The 23501-nt window shown below is 42.2% G+C and carries 21 protein-coding genes and 2 riboswitches; of the genes, 14 read left to right on the top strand and 7 right to left on the bottom strand.

Annotated features, from left to right (window positions below; all coding sequences use genetic code 11):
* Positions 1-3: 3 nt before the first annotated feature.
* The 4 genes from QUF78_RS06440 (at position 4) to QUF78_RS06425 (ending at position 3111) form a co-directional block, all read left to right on the top strand.
* On the top strand, positions 4-1371 hold the full coding sequence (locus QUF78_RS06440) for a YheC/YheD family endospore coat-associated protein (protein WP_289324027.1): 1368 nt from the start codon (positions 4-6) through the stop codon (positions 1369-1371).
* Positions 1368-2564, top strand: a complete 1197-nt coding sequence (locus tag QUF78_RS06435) for a YheC/YheD family endospore coat-associated protein (RefSeq protein WP_289324026.1) — start codon at positions 1368-1370, stop codon at positions 2562-2564. Before QUF78_RS06440 ends, QUF78_RS06435 begins: the two co-directional genes overlap by 4 nt.
* Positions 2565-2627: 63 nt before the next feature.
* The gene (locus QUF78_RS06430) at positions 2628-2831 is read left to right on the top strand and encodes a YheE family protein (RefSeq protein ID WP_289327251.1); all 204 of its coding nucleotides are present in this window, start codon (positions 2628-2630) and stop codon (positions 2829-2831) included.
* A 91-nt stretch (positions 2832-2922) separates the two neighbouring features.
* The gene (locus QUF78_RS06425; RefSeq protein WP_061461991.1) at positions 2923-3111 is read left to right on the top strand and encodes a hypothetical protein; all 189 of its coding nucleotides are present in this window, start codon (positions 2923-2925) and stop codon (positions 3109-3111) included.
* A gap of 277 nt (positions 3112-3388) precedes the next feature.
* On the opposite strand, the gene QUF78_RS06420 is transcribed toward QUF78_RS06425, so the two are convergent.
* On the bottom strand, positions 3389-4213 hold the full coding sequence (locus QUF78_RS06420) for an MBL fold metallo-hydrolase (protein ID WP_289324025.1): 825 nt from the start codon (positions 4211-4213) through the stop codon (positions 3389-3391).
* Positions 4214-4499: 286 nt separating this feature from the next.
* Positions 4500-4604, top strand: a riboswitch (SAM riboswitch).
* 67 nt (positions 4605-4671) lie between these two features.
* Here QUF78_RS06420 and QUF78_RS06415 point away from each other — a divergent pair.
* The 4 genes from QUF78_RS06415 (at position 4672) to QUF78_RS06400 (ending at position 8388) form a co-directional block, all read left to right on the top strand.
* Positions 4672-5688, top strand: a complete 1017-nt coding sequence (locus tag QUF78_RS06415; RefSeq protein ID WP_289324024.1) for a methionine ABC transporter ATP-binding protein — start codon at positions 4672-4674, stop codon at positions 5686-5688.
* On the top strand, positions 5675-6343 hold the full coding sequence (locus QUF78_RS06410) for a methionine ABC transporter permease (RefSeq protein WP_289317585.1): 669 nt from the start codon (positions 5675-5677) through the stop codon (positions 6341-6343). Before QUF78_RS06415 ends, QUF78_RS06410 begins: the two co-directional genes overlap by 14 nt.
* A gap of 52 nt (positions 6344-6395) precedes the next feature.
* A complete protein-coding gene (locus QUF78_RS06405; protein ID WP_289324023.1) occupies positions 6396-7217 on the top strand; it encodes a MetQ/NlpA family ABC transporter substrate-binding protein in 822 nt (273 codons plus the stop codon).
* A gap of 64 nt (positions 7218-7281) precedes the next feature.
* The gene (locus tag QUF78_RS06400) at positions 7282-8388 is read left to right on the top strand and encodes an iron-containing alcohol dehydrogenase family protein (protein ID WP_289324022.1); all 1107 of its coding nucleotides are present in this window, start codon (positions 7282-7284) and stop codon (positions 8386-8388) included.
* A 148-nt stretch (positions 8389-8536) separates the two neighbouring features.
* On the opposite strand, the gene QUF78_RS06395 is transcribed toward QUF78_RS06400, so the two are convergent.
* The gene (locus QUF78_RS06395; RefSeq protein WP_289324021.1) at positions 8537-9571 is read right to left on the bottom strand and encodes an NAD-dependent epimerase/dehydratase family protein; all 1035 of its coding nucleotides are present in this window, start codon (positions 9569-9571) and stop codon (positions 8537-8539) included.
* Between the two features lie 232 nt (positions 9572-9803).
* Here QUF78_RS06395 and QUF78_RS06390 point away from each other — a divergent pair, with 232 nt between their 5' ends.
* Both QUF78_RS06390 and QUF78_RS06385 read left to right on the top strand, forming a co-directional pair.
* Positions 9804-10688, top strand: coding sequence for a PucR family transcriptional regulator (locus QUF78_RS06390; RefSeq protein WP_289324020.1), 885 nt, complete (start codon positions 9804-9806; stop codon positions 10686-10688).
* A gap of 124 nt (positions 10689-10812) precedes the next feature.
* Entirely contained in the window at positions 10813-11958 is a 1146-nt protein-coding gene (locus tag QUF78_RS06385) for an ABC transporter ATP-binding protein (RefSeq protein ID WP_289324019.1), read from the top strand.
* Between the two features lie 67 nt (positions 11959-12025).
* Here QUF78_RS06385 and QUF78_RS06380 read toward each other — a convergent pair whose 3' ends face one another.
* Complete coding sequence (locus tag QUF78_RS06380; RefSeq protein ID WP_289324018.1) at positions 12026-12268, bottom strand: hypothetical protein; 243 nt, start codon at positions 12266-12268, stop codon at positions 12026-12028.
* A 108-nt stretch (positions 12269-12376) separates the two neighbouring features.
* Positions 12377-13759, bottom strand: a complete 1383-nt coding sequence (fumC, locus tag QUF78_RS06375; RefSeq protein WP_289324017.1) for a class II fumarate hydratase — start codon at positions 13757-13759, stop codon at positions 12377-12379.
* 346 nt (positions 13760-14105) lie between these two features.
* Positions 14106-14219: riboswitch (SAM riboswitch) on the top strand.
* Positions 14220-14304: 85 nt separating this feature from the next.
* Between fumC and QUF78_RS06370 the strand changes: the two genes are divergently transcribed.
* Together QUF78_RS06370 and metC are read left to right on the top strand one after the other, a co-directional pair.
* A complete protein-coding gene (locus tag QUF78_RS06370) occupies positions 14305-15417 on the top strand; it encodes a methionine biosynthesis PLP-dependent protein (RefSeq protein WP_289324016.1) in 1113 nt (370 codons plus the stop codon).
* Positions 15414-16595, top strand: a complete 1182-nt coding sequence (metC, locus tag QUF78_RS06365; protein ID WP_289324015.1) for a cystathionine beta-lyase — start codon at positions 15414-15416, stop codon at positions 16593-16595. The genes QUF78_RS06370 and metC overlap by 4 nt, the downstream gene beginning before the upstream one ends.
* Before the next feature lie 110 nt (positions 16596-16705).
* Here metC and QUF78_RS06360 read toward each other — a convergent pair whose 3' ends face one another.
* From QUF78_RS06360 to QUF78_RS06350, 3 genes are all read right to left on the bottom strand, one after another.
* Entirely contained in the window at positions 16706-16954 is a 249-nt protein-coding gene (locus tag QUF78_RS06360) for a type B 50S ribosomal protein L31 (protein WP_061461980.1), read from the bottom strand.
* A 137-nt stretch (positions 16955-17091) separates the two neighbouring features.
* The gene (locus tag QUF78_RS06355) at positions 17092-19110 is read right to left on the bottom strand and encodes an ABC transporter ATP-binding protein (protein WP_289324014.1); all 2019 of its coding nucleotides are present in this window, start codon (positions 19108-19110) and stop codon (positions 17092-17094) included.
* Positions 19107-20858, bottom strand: a complete 1752-nt coding sequence (locus QUF78_RS06350; RefSeq protein ID WP_289324013.1) for an ABC transporter ATP-binding protein — start codon at positions 20856-20858, stop codon at positions 19107-19109. The genes QUF78_RS06355 and QUF78_RS06350 overlap by 4 nt, the downstream gene beginning before the upstream one ends.
* A gap of 792 nt (positions 20859-21650) precedes the next feature.
* On the opposite strand from QUF78_RS06350, the gene QUF78_RS06345 reads away from it, so the two are divergent.
* Both QUF78_RS06345 and QUF78_RS06340 read left to right on the top strand, forming a co-directional pair.
* A complete protein-coding gene (locus QUF78_RS06345) occupies positions 21651-22754 on the top strand; it encodes a DUF2515 family protein (protein WP_289324012.1) in 1104 nt (367 codons plus the stop codon).
* Positions 22755-22819: 65 nt separating this feature from the next.
* Complete coding sequence (locus QUF78_RS06340; protein ID WP_289324011.1) at positions 22820-23182, top strand: hypothetical protein; 363 nt, start codon at positions 22820-22822, stop codon at positions 23180-23182.
* Positions 23183-23501: the final 319 nt, after the last annotated feature.

Raw genomic sequence — 23501 nt, 5'->3', positions numbered from 1 at the left:
AAAGTGAGAAAGACTTATCCTGCCGAAATTGCCGCTATCCCTGGCAATGTTCTCTACTATCCTTCAGAGCTTGGAGATTTGGCAGAGATTGAATTAATTTATTTCGGACGACATTCATGTCCTGCCATCGTCAAACAAAACCCGGCCGTCAATCAATCAATCGTCCTATCGGAAAGTCTTGCGGAATCGCTTATATTCGATCATACCGATATTCCCCTTCATTTATTCATATACGGCAAGAGCATCCATATCGGACCGCTTGTCGGAATCTTTTCCTCAGGATTCACCGGCCTTTCAAACAAACCATTAGGGGAGAGAACGGAATTTTTCGCAAAGCTCCTTTCGCTTAGCAGGACCACAGGCTGTATCCCCTTTGTTTTTGGAGAGAATGTAATCAATTGGGATGAGGAGACAATCAAAGGTTATGTGTTTGATAACGATGACTGGCACATTAATGAATTTCCTTTTCCTAATGTCATCTATGACCGTCTCCCAAACCGGTTGACGGAAAACCGCGATGGACCCAAAGAAGTGAAGCAGAAATTTCAAAAAGAATATACCATTCCATGGTATAATCCTGGTTTTTTCAATAAATGGGATGTAAATGAAAGGTTATGCGCAGATGAGCGGGCACTGCCTTATTTGCCGGAAACGTATCCATTTCAATCCATGTCCGTGGTGGAAACCCTTCTTTCCCATTACCGTCAAGTTTATATAAAGCCCATTCACGGCAGCCTCGGTCTAGGGATTCACCAAATTCTTTATGATAAGCATGAGGATGTTTACTATTGCCGCTATACAAATGAAGCAAAAGAAAATAAACTGCAAAAGTTTTCCACTTTGGAAGCCATTGTTAAACATATTTTTCACGACCGGCCGCTTGAGAACCTTATCGTGCAGCAGGGCATCCCATTAATTCGATCTGAAAAACGTCCAGTGGATTTCCGGGTCCATACGAACAAGGACAGTAATGGAAAATGGCAGGTGTCCGCGATTGCAGCAAAAATCGCTGGTGCCGGTAGCGTCACGACCCATATTAAAAGCGGGGGTGTCATCAAAACGGTCGCCGAATTGTTTGGAGATGACGATGAAGCGAAAGAAGTCGAACGAAAGCTATCGGAAGCCGCACTGATTCTAAGTGACAGTATAGAAAAGAACTTGGACGGCATCATTGCAGAAATAGGATTTGATTTTGGATTGGATAAAAAAGGGCAGGTTTGGATGTTTGAAGCCAATTCCAAACCTGGACGTTCCATCTTCTCCCATCCAAAACTCAAGGATTTCGAACTGCTGACCAGAAAGCTCAGCCTTGATTATGCCATTTACCTTACGGAACAGACGATTACGAAATCAATCAGTGTGCCGCGATGAACATTTTTTACGATATCCGCACTGAAAATTGGCACCACACTCATGAGAATGCGGATCTTTTCGCCGGGTCTGCCAAAGAGGAGATCAGCTATAAAAAGGACCATTCGAATCACCCCCTAATTCCTATCACCATATTTCCAGGTAACCGGATGCTTGTCGTCGGAATACTGACTGTTTCCAATCCCAAAAAGGAATCAGGTTTGGGTGGAAACCTGACCCTTTTTCGGGACCTATCCTTATATTTATTGGAACACGGGATTTTGACTTATGCTTTCACAGGAAATGCCCTGCATTCCGAGTCGTTGAGAGGGTATGTTTTTTCCTCCACTTCAAACAAATGGATCGAGTGTAAGATGCCCCTCCCTGACATCATCTATAACCGTATCCCATCGAGGGGCTATGAGGCTTCAGAAGAATTCCAGCGTCTCATCAACCACTTTAAAGAATATCGAATGAACCTTTTCAACCCTTGTTTTATAGATAAATATGTAATGTTCGAAGCATTAACGGAAGACGGGGCCCTCACCACTCACCTCCCCCCCACCATGATCCTGCGGAACAGCGATTGCTTGGATGCTTTCCTCGAAACCCACAGGCATATTTACCTTAAACCATGCAAAGGAAGCCAAGGGAAGGGCATTTATACCATCATCAAAAATCCTGATGAGACACTTTTGTTCAATAGCCTAAAGCATAGTGAGTCCTTTCCGGATTTCACTTCATTCTGGGAAACAAAAAAAAGGGATTTATTAAAAAGAAGCTACCTTGCTCAACAGGCGATCATACCGAAAAAAATTTTTGGTCATCGTTACGATTACCGAATTCTCGTCCATTATGAAAAAGGTTTTTATAAAGTGACCGGCAAAGCAGTAAGGATGTCACAAACTCAGGAAATCACCACCCACACTCCCCGAGGGGGTAAGCTTTTTCCTTATCAAGACCTGCAATCAAGAAGCTTGAATCAAAAATTAGCGAATATCGCCCAAAAATGCGGTGAGACTCTTTCGAAAAAAATCGGGTTTCTCGGAGAATTTTCCATTGATGTAGGCGAAGATGAATCGGGTTCGCTCTTCATATACGAAGTGAACTCAAAACCCATGCAGTTCGATGAAGAGGAAATTGAAGCTAACCGGCTTTTGCATTTAAAAAATCTTTTCATTGAATTGACTTTTTCCAACCTGACAATAAAATGACACCTCCAGCTGCCGTTTTACATTATAATGATATGAAAGACAGCATATATGGAGGTTATACATATGATCACCCATTTTCAGTGGGCACCACTGCATAAGAATCTGCCAGGATGGAAAATTTCATTTTATTTCAAAAAGGAGGCAATCAAAGCCTTATACCATAAAGATGGTTCCATCGAATGGACAGCCAACCCACCTTCCGAAACAGATGAAACCCAACTCAAAAGCATGATCCATGACTTAATGGTCTACCATGTATATGAATGAGCCCTTTCCCCTTTTTCATTCATTAACCCCCTGAACGGAATAAAAATCCCTCCTTTGCCTAAACTAAAGAAAAGGCTAGGAGGGATTTATTTTGGATAAAGAAAAAATGACATTTTTGAAGGATACCGAATATGATGGCAAGGATTCCGTTTTCCTCGATATCGATCGAATAATCAATGAAGGAATGGCAGGCGGAAATGTGTATGAAGTCGCTAACCTTCAGAACATCGAGGAAGCACATGATTTTTATGATGAAACAGATCCCAATATCAATAAATAAACACTCGTGGGCTCCCTTTTTGGGGAGCTCCACTTAAAAAAAGTGAACTTTAGTTCATGCGTCATATTCCCCACTATCAAATGTTTTTTTATGTAAAGCACCCCCCTCCATAAAAAAACAACTTCCCGGATGGAAGTTGTTTGATTGCAAACTAAATATTACAACATGCTGTCTTCTTGCCTTTTCCAATTCCCGCATTCTATCCCCCGTAGGCATTTGGTATTATGCTAAAAGCATTAATATCAGAGCTCGTCCTTTCAATATCTATTGTTAATATTCAAATAGTTCCATTCTCCCTGGCATTCAAAACATTTTCGTATAATATCGAAGTTATGATATGCTCTGAATCCCATTCATGTTCAGATATCTCGATAAGGGGATAGCGATTCGGTAAAACGACTTGCTGGATTTCATGGACTGTATGCCCTTGATCATGTAAGCGTAAAATTTCACCTTGGAGGTTTTCCAAATAATCGAGTTTTTTTCGAAACATTTCCTTTCCGTCAGGCACATGTCCAGCATGGCAGCAAAACACTTCCCCAAAGTCATATCGGAGTAATTTTTTTATGGAATCGATGATGATCGGGACAGACTCTTCCCGTAAGATAAGCTTTGTTTTTGGTGTTACGAAAAGGTCTCCTGAAAAGAGCATGCCAGTGCTGTGATTCACATACACCATATGGTCCTTCGCATGACCAGGGGTAAAAATCGGCTCCCACGTTTGGGTGCGGGAATGAATGGCCTTGCCTAGCGGCTCAGCCTTAAAGGCGTCTCTTTTTCCCCAAAACATTTTACGATATTCAGGATATTCAGCATCCTTCGCACAAGCATCAACCGACATCGGATGAATGAATATCGGAACCTTTTTATGTTCCTTTATCCAGGCAGCGCCTCCCGTATGGTCTTCATGATAGTGCGTAAGGGCAACTGCATCGAAGTCTGCGGACTCATAGAATGAAACAAGTCCTTCCAATAAAATCTGTGCGCCAGTATCTATCAATAGCCCATCCGTTAAAAAAACATAGACACTCATCCCCGACTTGATACCGTCAGGAGTCCCGTGCACACAAACCACATCATTTACCGTCTTAATCTCTATCATCCATTTTCACCCCATCATTGTACAAAAATAGTTTTTTCTCCCTTTTTCACTTTATTATAATAAATGTATTACCTCTTTACCCTTTTGACAAGGAAATAATGGAATATCTGGATGTAAAAGACGGATTATTGACTAAGAGCCCTTTTGACAGGAATGGTTTTAATGAACCGCACGGAACATTATCGAAAAAAAACTATCACCAAATCACAGAAACGATTGACATTGTGGAATTTTACAAATATTATAGATTATATTATAAAACTTGAAATATTCTAAAATAATAATTTACTTATCAAGAGTGACGGAGGGATCAGGCCCTGTGATGTCCGGCAACCGCCCTTCGGGAACGGTGCCACTTCCTGCAGAATGTTTGCATTCTGAAAGATAAGACGAGATATAATTTCGCTGCCTCTTTCTGAATGATAGAGGCAGTTTTTCATGTTTAAGGGGGAAGGATCATGATTGAAATCCGTTCAGTCCGAAAGGAATACATCACGAAGAAAAACCGAGTTATCGGAGTGGATAACGTATCTTTAACCATTCAAAAAGGCGAAGTGTATGGAATTGTCGGCTACAGCGGAGCTGGAAAAAGCTCATTACTCCGCTGCTTGAATTTGCTTGAACGTCCGACAGCTGGAAATATCATCATTGACGGCATTGATTTAACCTCTTTATCAAGTAAAGAGCTTCGTAAACAACGTCAAAAAATCGGAATGATATTTCAACACTTTTCCTTGGTCAGTTCAAAAACCGTTTATGAAAATGTCGCTTTCGCCTTAAAGGCCGCGCATCAATCGAAGGACGCCATCAGGTTACGTGTATTGGAATTGCTGGAAATCGTAGGTCTCAGTGATAAAAAAGATGTCTATCCGGCACAGCTTAGCGGTGGACAGAAGCAACGGGTCGGCATAGCCCGGGCCTTAGCAAATGACCCCACCGTACTGTTATGTGATGAAGCGACTTCAGCCCTTGATCCAACAACAACAAAAGCGATTTTACAGTTATTAAAAAAGATAAGCAGGGAGCTCGGGATCACCATCGTGTTGATTACACATGAAATGGAAGTGGTCAAAGAACTATGCCACCGAGTCGCCGTCATGCAGGATGGGCGGGTAATTGAAGAAGGTTCCGTTTATGAAATATTTTCACAGCCAAAGCAGGAATTAACGAAGCAATTCATCAGCAGTGTATTGGATTTCGAACTTCCCTCACATTTGATTGAAGAAAGTAAAGGAACGATTATTAAAATTCAATTCGAAGGGCAAACCGCCGGTGAATCGATTCTCTCCGACGCTCTCCAATCCCATTCAGTAAAGGGGAATATCCTGCACGGTAAAATTGAGTATATTCAGGATGTCCCTTTAGGCATCTTGATCATTGAGTTAATCGGTGAGGCCGCTGAAATTCATTCGGCATTGGAATATATAAAAAATCGTTCCAATTCTGTGGAGGTGTTAAAACATGTCATTTCTTGATTCCATCGTCAATATTTTACCTGATCTTAATAAAGCCTTTCTTGAAACAATTTATATGGTCGGCGTTTCCCTTGCGGTAGCCCTTCTGATAGGTTTACCACTTGGAGTATTGCTGTTTACGACAACCAGGAATTTATTCTTTGAAAATAGCGTCGTGAATCGATCACTCGGTTTCGCAGTCAATATTGTCCGTTCAATCCCGTTCATCATTCTCTTGGTCGCCCTCCTTCCTTTAACGGAACTGCTTACTGGATCGACGATAGGGCCAAGAGCGGCTTCTGTTTCCCTGTCCGTATCCGCGATACCTTTTTTTGCAAGGATCGTGGAATCGGCATTACGTGAAATAGACAAAGGAGTGATTGAAGCTGCAATTGCCGTGGGGGCCACTCCATGGATGATCATCAAGGATGTACTTCTTCCGGAGGCAAAACCGGGAATCATTCAGGGGCTGACATTAACGACCATTTCACTGATCGGTTACTCAGCAATGGCAGGGACAATCGGCGGAGGGGGAATTGGTGACCTGGCCATCAGGTACGGTTATTACCGTTATGACAACACGGTCATGATCACGACGATCGTCGTGTTGATCTGCCTTGTACAAATCATTCAAATGGTTGGTGACAAAGCCTCATACTTAGTTAACAAACGATAGAATCAGTCATTTTTCCAATGATTCAATACATATATTTCAGGAGGAATTTCAAATGAAGAAGATAGCTTCGTTATTATCAGTCTGTGCACTTGCCCTTGGCTTGGCAGCTTGCGGAAGCGATGATGCATCCCCAAAAACTGAAGACAAAAAAGAATTGAAGATCGGGGCGACTACCGGGCCATACGCCGATATGGTTAAAGAAGCAATCCAGCCAGGTCTGGAAGATCTCGGTTACAAAATAGAGATCGTAGAGTTCACCGACTATATCCAGCCGAATAAGTCGCTTGGCAACAACTCGATCGACGCCAACCTATTCCAGCATAAAGTGTACATGGATAACTTCGCTAAAGAAAATGATCTAACGCTTTCCGACCTTATCATAGTTCCAACAGCACCAATGGGCATATACTCGAACAAATATAAATCGTTGAAAGAAATTAAAGACGGTACATCCCTTGCATTGCCAAATGATCCGGTTAACCTTGCACGTGCACTTAAAGTGCTGGTGGATGAAAAATTGATTGAGGTTGACCCAGATGTCGACCCTTTAAAAATATCTGAAAAGGATGTAACGGAAAATCCAAAAAACATCCAATTCAAGCCATTGGAATCCGCTCAATTGCCCCGCGCAACAGACAGTGTTGACCTATCAGCTGTCCCTGGTAATTTCGCTCTCGCAGCGAAAATGGACCTCCAGGATGCCCTTGTTTTAGAAAAGATGCCAGATATGTATCGAAACGTTGTTGCAGTGAATACAAAAGATGTAGACGCTCAATTTGCCAAAGATATTAAATCAGTAGTGGAATCCGCCCAGTTTGAAAAAGTGATCGATAGCAATTTTGCCGGATTCGGAAAACCAGATTGGATGAAATGATCAAATAATCGAGGCCTGCTTTCCCTTTTCAGGGAAACAGGCCTTTACATTAAGGAGAACGAATATGAATACCCTACTGGAAGTCCGCAGCGGCCCAGCCTATTATGCCTGTAAAGCTAATGTCCTTGAAACACTGGAAGCAAAACTGAGTAAAGCGAACATTCGTAAAGTGCTCGTTATTCATGGAAGAAAATCATGGAAAGTTGCAGAACCATTTTTTCCTTCTTTCGAAAATATTGAGACGATCTTTTTCACATACGACGGGGAATGCAGTGACCCGGAAATTGAACGCGTCAAGAAGTCAGCTCTTGAACAAGGTGTGGATGCATTAATCGGCATTGGAGGCGGTAAGCTGCTCGACCTCGCCAAATCGGCCGGAAACTCGCTTCAAAAGGAAATCATCCTCATACCAACCCTGGCTTCCACCTGCGCTGCCTGGACACCGTTAAGTGTCATTTATGATGATAATGGTTCCTATGTCCGCTATGATATTCATGAAAAAAGCGCTTGGATGTTATTTATCGAACCGGGAATTCTATTGGATTCGCCTATTGGCTTTTTACGGGCAGGAATCGGCGATACATTGGCGAAATGGTATGAGGGCAATGCATTGGTCGAAAAACTTGCCACAAAGTCCGTTTGTATTGAATTGGCACATATGGCCGCAAGGCAATGTCAGGAAGTTTTATTGACATATGGCGAGGAAGCCCTAGCGGATTTGGAAAAGGGCAAATGGACAGACTCACTAAAGCGTGTAATTGAAACGAACATCATCACCAGTGGTCTAGTTGGCGGCTTTGGTGACCAGTACCTGCGCATTGCCGGTGCCCACTCCATTCATAATGGCATGACTTCCATCACGCAAACGCATCATTTACTTCACGGGGAAAAAGTGGCATATGGCATTTTAGTCCAGCTTATGTTGGAAGGGAAATTCTCAGAAATCAAACAATTAATTCCATTCTACCAGGTGCTTAAACTGCCTATGACATTGTTTGATATTGGTCTGACGGTTGAACATAGGGCGGAACTTCAAGAGATTGCAGCCCACTCTGTCAAAGAAGAGGAAGGCATCCATCTTCTTTTCCCTGATATTAACCGGGAAAAAGTGACAGCAGCCATGGAAAACCTTGAAGTCCTCACAACCCACGCAAGCACATCCATGGACTGAAAAAACGATGGGGTTTTTCCCCATCGTTTTTTAATACATTAAGGAATCAAATCATAACATTGCTTGTTTCAAATCACCCTTTTCTCTATGTACCTATTATTAAACAAAATGTGGTGCCAATCCTTCAGTCTAATAAAAGAAGTTTTCATCAGACTGTCTGTTTCCATAATCGAAGGAGATCACTTTCATGTTGTCTGTGGATACCAGCTTTTCTATCAGCTGACTCTGGTCGATTCTTTTCCCAATCCCAAATATCTTCGAGTGTTTCAGAAAGCGGACGGAATGTTAGTCCATTATTGATGGCTTTATTGTTATCAAAAGCCAAAAATCCATTCAAAGGTTCCTTGGCTCCTGGAAAAGGGAACTCTTCCGGTATCCATAAAGGCATCTCTCCCCACGGCTCGACTTTATTGTCCATCAAGAACTTTTCAGATACCCATGTAAAGGCAGCATTGCTTCTTGTCACCTTTTTACAGTCTTCAAGTAAACGACCCATAGTTAGAGTGTAATCCGGTCCCACGGCGTTATATGCACCTGTCATACCTTTTTCTATCATTTGTATGATCCATTGAGCTAAGTCCCTTGCATCGATAAATTGGATTGGACGGCCAGGGCGTCCCGGGGATAAAACTTCTCCCCCTTCCGCTATTCTCTTAAGCCAGTATGGCAAACGGTCAGTGTAATCATAAGGACCTACTATTTGGCCAGCACGAATTGACAAGACTTTCCCCGGCAGTTCTTTTTCAGCTGCTTTTTCGCTCAATGATTTTAGCGGACCATAATATTCCCCGTATATCGGTCCAGCCGTTCCACGGGTGATTTCTTCTACTTTTGCATCATTTAGTATATGAACCGCTCCATTTTCATCAATGCCTGGTTTGCTAGGATCCTTATAAACTGAGCAGCTTGAAATATATGTATAATGTTTAACCTGATTCAGTAATCTGCAAGATTTCTCTACAGTTCGAGGGATAAAACCCGATGTGTCAATGACTGCATCCCAATGTCTTTCCTTCAACATTTCCAGATCCCCGTCGCGGTCCCCTCTTAATTGTTCGATTTCGCCAAAAACATCAGGGTTGCTTCCACGATTAAAAAGTGTGACATCATGCCCTTTCTCAATCGCAGCTTTAACTAAATACCGGCCTATAAACCGTGTACCACCCAATATTAAAATGTTCATACAATCGCCTCCTCTTAAACGATATTCCATAAAGCATACGCAAAACCCTTTCCTAAAATTAACAATAATTCCAACTTTTATTCCAACTCGCTTTTAACCATGAATTTCCGTTTACCGGAATGATTTGACCTTGTCATGTCGTTTTTCTTAAAAACTAGTAATATTCTTAATCTTTTGCACTTTATTCTTTTTCGCTATAATGATATGGATATGAAGAAAGAAGGTGGAGACGATGCTTGAAAATCTTAAACAAAAATTCCCGAATGCTATTACCAATAAAATGGATACTGATGAAATTTCTGAATATGTTTGGTTCGAAGACTCTAGAAGTATACTTGGGATTCCCCGTTCAGAAATCACCGCAGAAGAAATCAGTTTATTGGAACTGCTATTTGCTCCTTGCATAAACCCAAATAACCCAAATACGTATCAAGACGTATCATGGAAAACTTTTTTATCCGAACCGAATGCACCATTGCCCTTAACAAGCTGGGAGAATGTTCGATTCATTCATTTCAAGCTGACTCATGCAGATTTTTCCAACTCCGATTTTGAAGACGCCTTCCTCGCTTTCGTTCCATCTGATGCAGCATTGGTCTGGGAAAATGAAACGTCAGGAATCTTGATTGAAACGGACAAGGATGGACCTTTATCAAATAAAGAACTAATCGCCATTTCTTCCACGCTTGAAAGTGACTTTTATGTAAAGACACGTATGTTCACCGGGCGCTTTCACCCTGTAAATCAAGACCTTCATCATCACAGGAACCAGGAGAAAAAATGTTTTTATTTGGCACAAGTGCATCTGCCGGATCTAAAGGTGGCTGATTTAGCAGACATCATCCCCCACTCATTAATAAATGACCTTTCCGTTACGAATGCAAAGTGGTATATCAATGAGATTCTCGGCAAGACCAAGCAGGATACTGAACTTATCAAAACGATCAAAACGTATATCGAATGTAATTCCAATGCCACCTATGCCGCCAAACAGCTTTATATACATCGGAACAGCTTACAATACCGGATAGATAGATTCTCTGAAAGAACTGGTCTCGATATTAGGAACTTTCGTCACGCCTTGACTGCGTACTTGATTCTTTTACTGAATGATTAATTTTCATTACAAACAGGGGTTTTCATCCTTTTTTGTGCAATGTGCCCATACTTTTTTCTAAACTGATAGCTTAGACTATATTTAATTAGTACAAGTAATCAATAGTTTAAAAGGGGGATTTTTCATGGCAGAGTTAGTATTGGATCATATATTCAAGATTTATGATAAAAAGGTGACAGCTGTTAAAGACTTCAACCTTCGTGTTGCCGATAAGGAATTCATAGTTTTTGTGGGACCTTCAGGCTGCGGCAAATCGACGACTTTACGGATGATTGCCGGACTGGAAGACATTTCCCAAGGGGATTTATTTATAGACGGCAAACGAGTCAATGATGTCCCCCCTAAAGATCGTGATATTGCGATGGTTTTCCAGAACTATGCCTTATATCCACATATGTCCGTCTATGACAATATGGCATTTGGATTAAAGCTCCGGAAAACGCCAAAAGCGGAGATCAAGCAAAGGGTCAATGAAGCTGCAAGGATCCTCGGACTTGAAGAGCTGCTAAATAGAAAACCGAAAGCCCTTTCAGGTGGTCAGCGCCAGCGTGTGGCACTAGGCCGTGCAATTGTAAGGGACGCAAAAGTATTTTTGATGGATGAGCCATTATCCAATCTCGACGCAAAGCTGCGGGTTCAAATGCGTGCTGAAATCGCAAAGCTACATAAACGTCTGGACACCACAACGATATATGTCACACATGACCAAACAGAGGCAATGACCATGGCGACACGTCTTGTCGTAATGAAAGATGGTATCATCCAACAGGTCGGTGCCCCAAAAGACGTTTACGAGAAACCCATAAACGTTTTCGTCGGCGGCTTCATCGGATCGCCTGCCATGAACTTCTTTACCGGAACATTAAAAGAAGGCATGTTTAAAATTGGTGAACAAACCTTTGAAATACCAGAATTGAAGATGAGAATGCTGCGTGATCAAGGATATGTCGGAAAAGAAATGATCTTTGGCATCCGTCCGGAGGATTTCCATAACGAAGGAGATTGCTTCACGGAGTCCCCCAACAGTATATTCACAACCCAAATTGATGTAGCCGAACTCATGGGCGCGGAGATCATGCTTTACTCCACATTAGAGGGGCAGGACTTCGTCGCACGGGTAGATGCCAAGAATATTATCCAGGCAGGCGAGAACATCAAACTAGCCCTTGACATGAATAAAGCACACTTTTTTGATAAAGGGACCGAACATCGCATTTTAGTTGAAGAGGACGAACAAATGCAGGAAAGCATGAAGTTATCTGCCAATTAAACGTAAAAAGACCCGTTCATGAATGGGTCTTTTTTTCATTTATTCAAATATTAAATAAGGGTCAAATCTATTCCTGGACCAATACCACTTCATCATGTCCGCATTCAGAGCATTTCATAAGATGCGGGCACTGGCCTTTTTGAAGGGATTGGGGGTATCCGTCGTTCAGCTTAAGTGTGTCGATATCCATATAAGCACTGTAATCATCAGCGTAATCCATGAATTTCCCTTTATCCTCAAGATTGCTGCTGCATTCCGGGCAATTTACATGAATTTTTCTTAGACCGTTGCAAAGCGGGCATAAAGACATTGTTATTCCTCCTGTTCCCGATACTTATGATCTAGTATTTGTTGCTTTCATTATTTTAACACATGGAAACACCCTCCCTAATACCGGCGGGAGGGCACTCCTATGGAATTATTTATTAACCATGTTAGCGGGATCGACCCATGCTTTGAATTCATCTTCCGTGAGGAACTCCAATTTCAATGCCGCTTCTTTTAAGGTAGAGTTGTCCTTGAATGCAGTTTTGGCGATCTTGGCTGCTTTTTCATAACCAATATGCGGGTTCAATGCTGTTACCAACATAAGGGAGCGATCTACATTTTCTTTGATCTTATCTTCATTTGCAGTGATGCCAACCGCACAATTAATGTTAAAAGAGTGTATGCCTTCCGTCAATAATTTCACTGTTTGAAGGAAGTTATAGATGATGACTGGTTTGAATACGTTCAATTCAAAGTTACCTTGGCTTGCTGCAAATCCAATTGTAGCATCGTTACCCACGATTTGTGTCGCAATCATGGTAAGCGCTTCACTCTGTGTTGGATTGACTTTACCCGGCATGATGGAACTGCCTGGCTCATTTTCAGGAATGGCTATTTCGCCGATTCCGCTTCTAGGGCCACTTGCCAGCCATCTGACATCGTTCGCAATTTTCATTAAATCTGCTGCCAATGCTTTCAAAGCACCGTGTGCATAAACGATTTCGTTATGGCTTGTCAATGCATGGAACTTATTATCCGATGTGACGAAAGGATGTCCTGTATCCGCTGCAATTTGTTTTGCTGAAAGTCCCGGGAATTCTTTTTTTGTATTGATTCCTGTTCCTACAGCCGTTCCGCCTAGAGCCAGGTTCAATAATTTTTGGCTGCTTTCCTCAATCATCGCTAAATCTTTATCAAGCATCGCTTTCCAGCCAGAAATTTCTTGTCCTAATGTCAGTGGTGTTGCATCTTGAAGATGCGTCCGGCCAATCTTCACGACATCCCAAAACTCTTTTTCTTTTGAATCGAATGTATCACGAAGTTCTTTGATGGCAGGAACCAACTTTTCAGCGACCTCCATAAAGGCTGCAATATGCATGGCGGTCGGGAAAGTATCATTGGAGCTTTGTGCCTTGTTTACATCATCATTCGGGTGAAGTGTTTCCGATTCACCATTTTCTTTTAACCATTCATTCCCTTTGTTAGCGACCACTTCATTCACGTTCATATTACTTTGCGTCCCGCTTCCCGTTTGCCAAACTACAAGCGGGAAATGTTCATCAAGCGTACCTTCAAGGATTTCGCCGCAAATCTTAACGATGGCATTCTTTTTAACTTCCGAAAGATCACCGAGATCATAGTTCACCTTTGCCGCAGCTTGTTTAACGTATGCAAATGCACGAACCAATTCAATCGGCATTTTTTCATTACCAATTTTGAAATTGTTACGGCTTCTCTCGGTCTGTGCTCCCCAATATTTATCGGCAGGAACTTTCACTTCACCCATCGTATCTCGTTCGATTCTGTAATCCATGTGTTCTCCTCCTATGTTTGCACTATTCATCGAAGACCTTAAGTATATGAAATGAATAATGTCGTATTATTCTCTCTCCTTACATTGTACAAACTTTATTATTTTAAAGCAAAAATATCCGGCCAAGCCTCCCCTTTTTCTGAAAAATTCAATTAATTCAACAGGATCATTCAGGATTATCCTTGACCACATGAAAATTCCGGATATTCTTTTTTAGACACGTAAAGTGTTGACACCGCTAGGCTCCAATAGACCTAGTCATGAACATCGAAGCAAAATCCATCAAACTTGTTCTTGACAGTATTTTGTATTTATAGTAAATTCAAAAGAAATTGAATAATCTAAACTCTTATCGAGAGAGGTATAGGGAATGGCCCGATGACACCTCAGCAACCTTCATTTGTTTCAAACCAATGAAAAGGTGCTAATTCCACAAGTTTGTGAACTTGGAAGATAAGAAGAATGACTCGTCCCTACTTAATCAAAGTCTTCTTCTTAAAGAAGACTTTTTTTATTTTATATAACTCAAAGGAGCAGTGAAAACTATGTACAAAACTGAAACATATCTTGCTCAATTAGGAAATCGCAGCGAAACGGCGACAGGAACAGTCAATCCGCCGGTATACTTTTCAACTGCTTTTCGCCACGAAGGAATCGGTCAATCGACTGGATTCGATTACACAAGGACAGGTAATCCTACACGCCAACTATTGGAACGATCCATCGCCGATCTGGAAAAAGGCGACCAAGGATATGCCTGCAGTTCAGGAATGGCAGCCATTTCTACTATACTGGCCTTATTTAAATCAGGTGATGCATGGATTGTCAGCGAAGATCTTTATGGGGGTACATATCGTCTGTTAGAACAAGGTTTTAAGAAATGGGGGTTGCAGTGTGACTATGTGAACACTTGTTGTTTGGAGGATATCGAAAAAGCCATCACTCCTCACACGAAAGCCATCTTCATTGAAACTCCCACTAACCCTCTTATGCAGCAAACGGATATTAGCGCCGTTGCCGCATTGGCCAAACGATTTGATTTATTGTTAATCGTTGATAATACTTTTTACACGCCTCTTATTCAACAACCCATCCTGCTTGGAGCGGATATTGTGATTCACAGTGCTACCAAGTATCTCGGTGGTCATAATGATGTGCTCGCCGGACTGATCGTGGCCAGCGGCGCGGAATTATGTGATGCACTTGCCTTCCATCATAATGGTACTGGTGCTGTCTTGAGCCCCTTTGATTCTTGGCTGTTGATGCGCGGAATGAAAACCCTGGCATTGCGGATGGAGCGTCATGAAAAGAATGCAAAGGTACTTGTAGATTACTTGTCGGAACATGATTGTGTTACGGACGTATTGTATCCCGGTAGGGGCGGCATGATTTCCTTCCGCATCATTGAAGAAGCGGCGGTCAACCCATTTTTACAATCACTCTCATTAATTTCGTTTGCAGAAAGCCTTGGAGGGGTCGAAAGCTTCATCACCTATCCTGCTACACAAACACATGCCGATATACCGCTTGAAGTCAGAACGGCCAATGGGGTTTGTAATCGCCTGCTTCGCTTCTCTGTCGGCATTGAGGACAGCGACGATTTGATTCAGGATTTACAGCAAGCATTCGCACACGTAAAAAGGGAGGCACTACGATGACCGATCATGATTTTAGCTTTGAAACCAAATTACTCCATAATCAACATAAATTCGATTCGGCAACAGGCGGTGTGAGCGTCCCCATTCAGCACGCTTCCACTTTCCATCAATCCGATATCGATCAATTCGGTAAATATGATTACAGCAGAAGCGGGAACCCAACTCGCGAAGCGCTGGAAGATATCATTGCCGAACTTGAGGAAGGTACACACGGTTTTGCCTTTTCATCAGGTATGGCAGCCATTTCAACAGCTTTCCTACTGTTGTCTGCCGGAGACCATATCGTCATTTCCGAAGATGTGTATGGCGGAACGTTCAGGATGGTCACAAGTGTTTTGACACGTTTCAATATTGAGCATACTTTCGTTGACATGACGGACCTTGAAAGCGTCAAAGCGGCCATTAAGCCAAATACGAGTGCCATATACATCGAAACGCCTTCAAATCCATTACTTAAAGTGACCGATATTAAAGCCGTATGTGATATCGCAAAAACAGCCGGGGCCTTAAGTTTTGTTGATAATACATTCTTGACGCCAGCATTACAGAAACCACTGAATCTGGGCGCTGATGTTGTCCTTCATAGCGCGACGAAGTTTTTATCCGGACATAGTGATGTGGTAGCTGGACTTGCTGTAGTGAAAGATCCTGAATTGGCAGTAAGACTCGGTTCCCTCCAAAACTCCTTTGGAGCGGTTCTTGGTGTCCAGGACGCCTGGCTAGTAATGAGAGGTCTGAAGACCTTGTCCGTTAGAATGGAGCACTCCCAAAAAGGGGCAGAAAAGATTGCCGCCTACTTAAAGAAGCAGCCCTTGGTTAAAAAAGTGTATTATCCCGGCCTAGCAGATCATCCACAGCACGCCATCCAGGAAGGCCAGTCACTTGGAGCCGGGGCGGTCCTATCATTTGAATTGGAAAGCGAAGAAGTCTTCCGCTCTTTCGTGAACTCTGTCGAGCTTCCTGTTTTTGCCGTAAGCCTTGGAGCTGTCGAATCGATATTATCCTACCCGGCCAAAATGTCCCACGCTGCCATGCCTGCTGATGAAAGGGAAAAGCGGGGCATCACGAACAGCTTGCTTCGTCTCTCTGTCGGACTTGAAAATCCGGACGATTTAATCAAGGACTTCGATGCGGCCCTTGTAAATATTGCAAAAGGCGAAGCAATTGCTGCGAAATGAAAAAAGGATGGGTGCCCCATATTTATGGGCACCCTTTTTGTTTGCATCATTTTAATTCTTGTTAAACCCATCCATAAAAAAAGGCCAACGATTTCCCGACGGCCTTACTCTCATTTCTTCATATTATATTTATCCAGGAAGCGATCCACTCGTCCGCCTTTTTCAGCAAACTTCTGCTTTCCAGTATAAAAAGGGTGCGTATCTGAACTGATCTCCACTTTTAATAATGGATACGTTTGGCCGTCTTCCCATTCGATCGTTTCATTGGATGTTTTCGTGGAACCTGTCAAGAATTTATAACCGCTGTTGGTATCCATGAATACTACTTGTCGATAATCGGGATGTATTTCTTGTTTCACTATTATCACCTCATCGTTAGTATAGGTATATGTTAAGCGTAATGATTACTATTATCAAGCATTGTGCTTGAAGGTGCCAATTACGGCACCTTCATTAATAGTTTAATCTTGATTATCCTTACTTATTCAATTGTATTTCAACCGGCCATCCCTTTATGCGGCCCAGCCTGCAGCTCATACATTTGATAGTACTTCCCTTTTAGTTCCATTAATTCTTCATGTGTACCTTGCTCAGCAATCCGACCTTTATCCAGTACCAGAATTTGATCTGCATTTTTAATCGTGGAGAGTCTATGTGCAATGATGAAGGTCGTTCTCCCTTTTTTCAGCACTTCCATTCCCTTCTGGATAATTGCCTCGGTTTCTGTGTCGATGCTTGCCGTCGCTTCATCCAAAATCAATATCGCCGGATTGAATGCAAGAGCACGTGCAAAAGAGATTAGCTGCCGCTGTCCAGAAGACAACGTTCCTCCTTTTTCAATCACAGGTTCATCTAGCCCTAAAGGAAGATGCTTCAGCACTTTGTCGCCCCCTACATCCCTTAATGATTTTTCAACCATTTCCCTTGTGATGCCTTTATGATTCAGACTGATATTGGAAGCGATGGTGCCAGTAAATAAATAGGGATCCTGGAGGACGATTCCCATATGCTCCCTAAGCGTTTGATGGGGAATATCCAAAATATTTCTTCCGTCAATTTTGATTTGCCCTTCACTACTGTCATAAAAACGGAACAATAAATTCATTATGGAACTTTTTCCTGATCCAGTATGGCCAACTAAAGCGATCGTTTCCCCTTGCTTAGCTGAGAAGGAAATGTCCCTTAACACATATTCATTATCCTTATAGCCAAAAGAAACATTTTCGAATTGCACGTTTCCTTTGTATCTGGATATGTTTTCATCACTGACTGCCAATCCCTGCTCATCCAATAAACTGAATGCCCGCTCCCCTGCAACAAGTGCCTGTTCTAGGTTAGCGAACTGATTGACGATTCCGTGAAGCGGATGAAGCAGGCGGCTGATCAAATCAACAATTGCATACATCATCCCTAAAGAAATGGCTGAACTCGCTGTAAGGGAAATCCCCCCGAAATACCAGACGAATGCCACTAGCGCCAGAACTTTAATGACACCAATTAAGTTTCCACCCGTCAACGAATTCAAATGGAGCATTTTATTTTGATAGGAATAGTGCTCCTGGTTCAAATTTTCAAAAGATTGCTTCGTCTCCTTTTCACGTCCAAATGCCTGAATGATGCTCATTCCAGAAATGGATTCATTGATCATCCCATTAATATCGCTGACCCGTTCCCGAATGATGTGATTATATTTTGAGGCGAATTTACGGTATACCGTCGTCCAGATAACGATGATCGGAATGAGTAAAAGGCCAATGGTACCGACACGTGCATCCAGAATGTACAAAGCAATCAGAACGCCGAAGATATTAATCGTGCTCGAGAAGAAGTTGGCGAGCACCGTTACATATAATTCCCGGATCGCTTCCGTATCATTAGTTACCCTGGCTACCACTTTTCCCGCTGGCATGTTATCGAAATAGCGTATCGGTAAACGGGAAATATGCGTAAAAATATCATTTCGCATCTTTTGAATGATTCGGTTTGCCGCTTTCTGCAAATAAAAACTCTGCCCATATTGAAAAATGGAGGAAATGATGACAAGGCCAAAATAAAAAGCCACAAGCTTAAAGATCCGCGGAATTTCCGGTTGATAAAACCGCATCACTTCCTGACTCGTCAATTTAACCGCTTGCACCCGTTGCTCTTTCCCGTCTTTCTTGATGATCAACGATTGGTTCTCCAAGCTTCTTCGGCCATCCATAGGCACGGCTTCATCTACGAAGACAAATTGATTGCCAACCTGCAAAACGCGGACTTCCCTGCCTTTCTTCTCACCTTCATTAAAGTAATCGGCCCGTTTATACCAATTTTCATCATACTTAACAGCATCTTTTCCTTTAACCGTTTCATACCAGGAGGATTCGATCCCAAGGATATGTGAATCGATGATTTTCTTGGCAACGAATGGACCCGTCAAATCGGCGGCTACCGAAAGTGCCAGCATGATCAGGGCGCCAATGATTAATTTTTTATATAGTGCAGCATAATTAAAAAGTTTCTTTACGACCTTCATGCCTTCACCTCCGTCCCTTGGTCAACCTGCTGTCGATCGTATTGCTCCCTATACCAGCCATTATTCTGCAGTAAATCTCCGTGAGTCCCCTCTTCGATGATCTCTCCACTGTCCAACACGATAATCCTATCCGCGTGCTGAACGGCTGATAAGCGATGTGTTGTGATGATGGTCGTTTTCCCTGCCCGTTCATTTTGAATGTTTTCGATGATGGTCGTTTCCGTTTTCGCATCTACAGCGGATAAGGAATCATCCAATATAAGGATTTCTGGATTTTTGATCAGTGCCCTGGCAATCGAGATCCTCTGCTTTTGCCCTCCAGATAGAGCGACACCTTTCTCACCGACGAGTGTCTCAAGACGGTTGGGCAGCATCATTAAGTCCTTCTCAAAATCCGCAAGCCGGATAGCTTCAGCCAGTTCATCTTCAGTTGCATCCATTTTACCGAATAAGATATTTTCCCTAACAGACTTCGAGAATAAAAAATGGTCCTGTGGAACGTAACCGATCCAGTTACGAATATCTTCCAGATCCAGTTGCTCCAACGGAATTCCTGCAAAAGCAATTTCTCCTGTTCCTAAAGGATATTCCCGTAGCAATTGCTTCACGAATGTCGTTTTACCACTTCCTGTTTTCCCGACGATACCCAATGTTTGACCACGCTCAAGCTGTACGGAAATATTGGATAGATTGACTACTGAAGAGGAAGGGTATGTAAAAAACACTTGATTGAATTCGATATTTTCCGGATTAGGAATACTCTCCAAACCCAATGGGTTCTTCACATCCGCTTCATATGAAAGGGTATCTTGAACACGATCCAGCGAAGCATTTCCCCTTTGCATGACATTGATCAGTTCACCCACCGCGATCATCGGCCAAATTAACATGCCTAGGTAAACATTGAACGAAACCAGTCCGCCAAGAGTTATGGCCTGTTGAAAAACAAGATAAGCCCCATAGCCCAAACCGATTAAATAACTGATTCCGATGATAATGCTGATCGTTGGATCAAAGAGGGCGTCGATTCTTGCCACGGCGAGATTTTTGCGATATACATCCTCCGTCATATCATCAAATCGTTTTTCATCCTCCCGTTCCTGGACATAAGCCCGGATGACACGGATACCTGAAATGGATTCCAGGACCTTGTCATTTAAAGTACCAAAGGCAGCTTGTGCATCAGTAAAACGTTTGTAAATTTTTTTCACGTAGATTTGCATCATCACTGCCATGATCGGAAGTGGAAGCACCGCCGCAATCGTCAACTGCCAGCTGATGGTGGCTCCCATCATGACCACAACTGTAATGGTGAACAGCACCGCATCAACGAGCGTCAATATCCCGAAACCAGCTGTGAGGGATATTGCCTTTAAATCATTGGTTGCCCTTGCCATTAAATCCCCAGTACGGTTTTTTTCATAAAAAGTCGGCGTCATTTTCAGCAAATGGCCCATAAATCCGGACCTTAGTTTTCGTTCGGCCAAGTTTCCGCCGCCGAATAACAGATAACTCCATAAGTACCCAAATAGGTAGCTGCCGCTCAGTACCAGGAGCAAATAAATAACGTATTTCATGACATCTTCCTGCGTCATGCTTCCACTGTTCATATCATCGATGGCATTCCCGACTAATTTTGGCGGGATGACCTCCAAGATATTCACTAGACATAGGAATAAAATGGCCAAGGTATAACGCCGCCACTGTTCTTTAAAGAACCAGGACAGCTTTTTAAAAATCGCAAGCATGAATTCCCCTCCCTTTTGTTCAAACCTTTCCCTTCGCTAACCGCTTTCTGGATCTCCGGGGTGCAGTAAGATTCCCAATTTCTTTTGTCTCATTTAAAATTCCTCCTATCTTTTATATGGAAAGGATGCTATTGCACCTGAATCCCAAATGCCAAAAAGCCTCCGCCAATTAGCGGAAGCTTTTTTAGATGTGTAAGAACACATATAAAAGCGCAGGCCGCGAAAATTCCACAACCTGCGCTTAAATGATGAATGAACACGTTCTCAATCCTTTGTCTAGAACGACAAAGCCTCAGGGCAGGCGGACGTATGATATTCGGTTGTAACATCCATATGCTTAACTGATTTAGTCATGACGTTCGCCTCCTTTTACATTGATTAATGGTAATTTTTAACTTATGTTTAAAGATTACTACGTGTGTATATTTTTGTCAATTGTGACTTTTCTAGATTATTGATGGATAATCCTTTATTCTTATAAGAATGACGTTTACCTAAGGAGGTTCAGCATATGCACTGGAGAAAATATATACTCCTGGCGGTTCCCTTTTTACTTTCATCCATTTTCATCTTATTTGCCGTACCGGTCCAATATAGACCGTTATCCTTCATTCCTGTGATACTTTTCTGGATAGTTTATTATATTTTATTGTACAGGGAAAAGAAGAAGAAAAATAACTGATGACAAAAGAAAACCATCAAGGGCGTTGCAAATTTGTAACGCCCCTTTCTTGACGGCTCTGCATATAATGATCGAAAAACCTTCGTGGTGATCATATGTTCTCCCAATATGTGCAGAAGCTGTTAGGCAAAAACCCTGTCAAAACCAAACCCATCATCGATGCTGAAAGATATGACACGCTAAAATCCCATTTACAAAAAGAGCTATTTCAGCCTTTGGATGAGTCAAAAGTTTTTTTTCCGGAGGAAACCGCCCTTGTAAAAAGCATTCGTACCGAAACGGCTGCCTTGAACAGGAACAATATCACAAGAACACAAGCATATCTCGCCTTTTACAATCGTAATCCAGAGGTCCATTGGGCCTTTTTAGCACATATGGTTTCGAGGAATGGAGGATACCATATGACTGACTTGAAAAGTTCATCCATGACCCATCTTATTGACAAAGCGGAACGGCAGAAATTTTTCCTGTTCCTTGAGCGCGCCAATTCGGCCATATTTGCCGATGCCTTCCCCCAGCTCCTTTTATATGAACTTTCTAAACAAAAAGCACTTCCAATAAGGAAATACTTACAGGTATTCCGCATTTCAAGATTCATGGCCCCGATTTGGGAATCTTTCATCGAAGAACCACATTCACCCCTTTTGACAACATCCCTCATCATTAATGAACAAAGAATGCTTCAGGAAAGGGTACTAAAACGTACCCGCCATGGTGAAATCCTCCGAAGGCTTGATTTTCAGCTTCAGGAATACTTAGGCTTCATGAATGTGATCTTCCCTTACGAAAACAAGCAAGACGGACTCCATTCCTTGACAGGCCTGACCGTTGAACGCTTTGCCGATCCGAAACAGCGTATAGAAACGGGAAAATTCTTATATGGGCTTCTTTTTCAGCATCCGGTTGTTTTTCGCGGTGTTAGCCAATTTACAAAAGAGGTCCCACACACGGGTTCCAGAGAGGATTACTGGAAAAATATATATACCTCAGACCCAACCACGGCAAAAGATGCTAAAGTCTACAGCCCCACTCTTCATGATGCATGGGCAGATCAAATAGTCTTTCCTCTCCCTTCCATTGATTGGTTCTCGAATGAAAGCTTCATAGAAGATTTACGAAGCTCACCGATTACTAAAAAGGTGGACTTGACCAACAAGGTGCTCGAAAATGTCAAGCAGCTCAAGACCCTTAACGGAATGAAAGCCATTTTCTAGCATCAGGCCTCTTACTTTGAATATCCCATCCTCCATTTGGCAAGAATGGTTAGCAAAAAGAATGGGTGATTCAAATGAGAGGCATTGTACTATTGAATCCAAACTACAGATTCGGGGATTTACATACTAACGAAAGCTTTACAATCCAAAAGATCATGACGGACAAGTATAGGGACGAAATGAATATTTCCCCGGTCATACTGAATCCGTATCAAATCCATCCTTATTACACCATCCCGCATGAGCTTCTATTCAATTTGCAGAAGCGAAAAACGGATCAAATCGATTGCCTGATACTTCACTCTATAGAAACGATTGAACGTTTCATCTATATTTACCCGGAAAAATGGCTTGAGCTATGCGGATATTTCAAAGAGATTATCAGTGTGGCGACTCTAACTCCCGTTAGGAAATCTGAAGCAAATTAATGCTTGAATAAAAAATCATGGTACTTAAGGCATTGTGAATGAATTCTCGAAGGTTTAAAGTCATTGATCGTTCATTTACCATGACCATCTCTCCAAGTACTTTGATTTGAGCATCCCTTTTTCACATGAGCAACTCTATAAAGCATCTCTCCTCTTGATTGCCGCCGTGCTGCTTCACCCACTATTTATCTATTAGAACCCCACCCAAATCATTTGTCATATAAATTTAAATCAATTTTCCCAATTTTGAGACTACTAGGAATTTTATAACTCTTAAACAATCTTTTGGAAATATAGATAAATTTACGGATAAAGCATA

The sequence above is a fragment of the Peribacillus sp. ACCC06369 genome (assembly GCF_030348945.1).
Lineage (GTDB): Bacteria > Bacillota > Bacilli > Bacillales > DSM-1321 > Peribacillus.
Note: the sequence above shows the minus strand (reverse complement) of the source record. Positions and strands in the feature narration are given on the sequence as shown.